The organism is Bartonella senegalensis OS02 (assembly GCF_000312545.1).
GTDB lineage: Bacteria > Pseudomonadota > Alphaproteobacteria > Rhizobiales > Rhizobiaceae > Bartonella > Bartonella senegalensis.
The window spans coordinates 1-1,305 of the sequence record NZ_HE997551.1 but is presented as its reverse complement, the minus strand read 5'-3'; the positions used below and the strand labels follow the sequence as shown (position 1 = coordinate 1,305).

The window sequence follows — 1,305 nt, the reverse complement described above, 5'->3', positions numbered from 1 at the left end:
CATTAGGCATAACCAAATAACTTGCTACTTGTGGAACAAGGGCTTTGATTTTTGCTTCTTTATCAAGAGTGGCATTCTGTAAACGGAAATCCCAAAAACTTTCATTTTCTCCCACGAGACTTTGAGAAACATTCGCTTTGCCATGGCTAGATTTTGGTCCATAGGCATTGAGTATATATTTATAGGGTAAACCACCCATTGTGGTGTAGCCATTTGCTAGTTTGAAGGAATTTTCCTCTGCTTTTCCAGAGACTTGAACGAGTGAAACACCACGGGTATTTAAAGAAATAGCACTGCCTTCTTTTGATCTTTTATCCTTTGAAAGACTTTTGAAATGCAGTGTTGTGATACCTGATACATTGCCATGAACAAGAAGACGATCAGTTTTTTGTTGTTCTTTTGGTAGACCGTTACTCCATTCGGTATTGAAATAAATCTTTGCATCACCCTTCGCATTATAGACGGTTGCTAGATTAGAAGCTGTATTTTCCTGTAGTTTAGAATTTTCAGCTGTTTGTGCCTTTCCTACATGCAAGGTTTGATAATGGTCATTTACCAATTTATGGGGCGTATTGAACACAATAGAACTATTATTAAGGTTTAGTAATGACACAACAGATTGTGCGCGTTGCTTAATATCAAGCAGCGTGTAATCAAATAGGCTAAACTCATCTGCTATTTCAAATAAACTAATCTTCAGGTACCATTTGCTGTTATTACTCAGATTAAAAACTGTTGTATTTTGAGGGAATGTTTTTGCTCTTCCTTCCATAATTGAATTATCAGCGTTCAATGTAAAAGTAGCAGGCTCAGTATTACCTGGCACGGTTTTATTTTTTAATAACATATCAGAACGAATTTCTGAGTTTTTAAGATGCACCTCATTACTAACAGCTTTTGAATGATACGGTCCCACAATACCAACACCATCTCTCACAAAAAGTTTTGTGTTGTTAAGAATTGCCTTATTTATAACTTCTTCACCCTCTTTTAGTCTGGAGCTTAGAATGTAGTCAAAAATAATACCATAAGCTCTACCATGTTCTGTAACATTTATGACTGAATCTTCAACACGGATTGTACCGCTTGTAAGTGATAAACCACGCTCTTTTGCCTCTCCTACAATCCCTTTTGCATTAAGATTTCCACCCCCTGTTGCAGCAAGCAAAGTGATGCCTGTGTGCAGTATTGAGTTTGTAATAGTCAAACGAGCTTTGTTCGCGATTACTGCATCATATTCACCGCGCACAAAAACATTATTAAGGTTTTTTTCTTCTCCCTCAGTTGTACGAACTGTAGGGATTT

1 pseudogene is annotated in these 1,305 nt (G+C 36.9%); it reads right to left on the bottom strand.

The features are described 5' to 3' along the window. Positions 1 to 1,305 (bottom strand): annotated as a pseudogene (locus BN200_RS09440) (hypothetical protein); the annotation flags it as partial.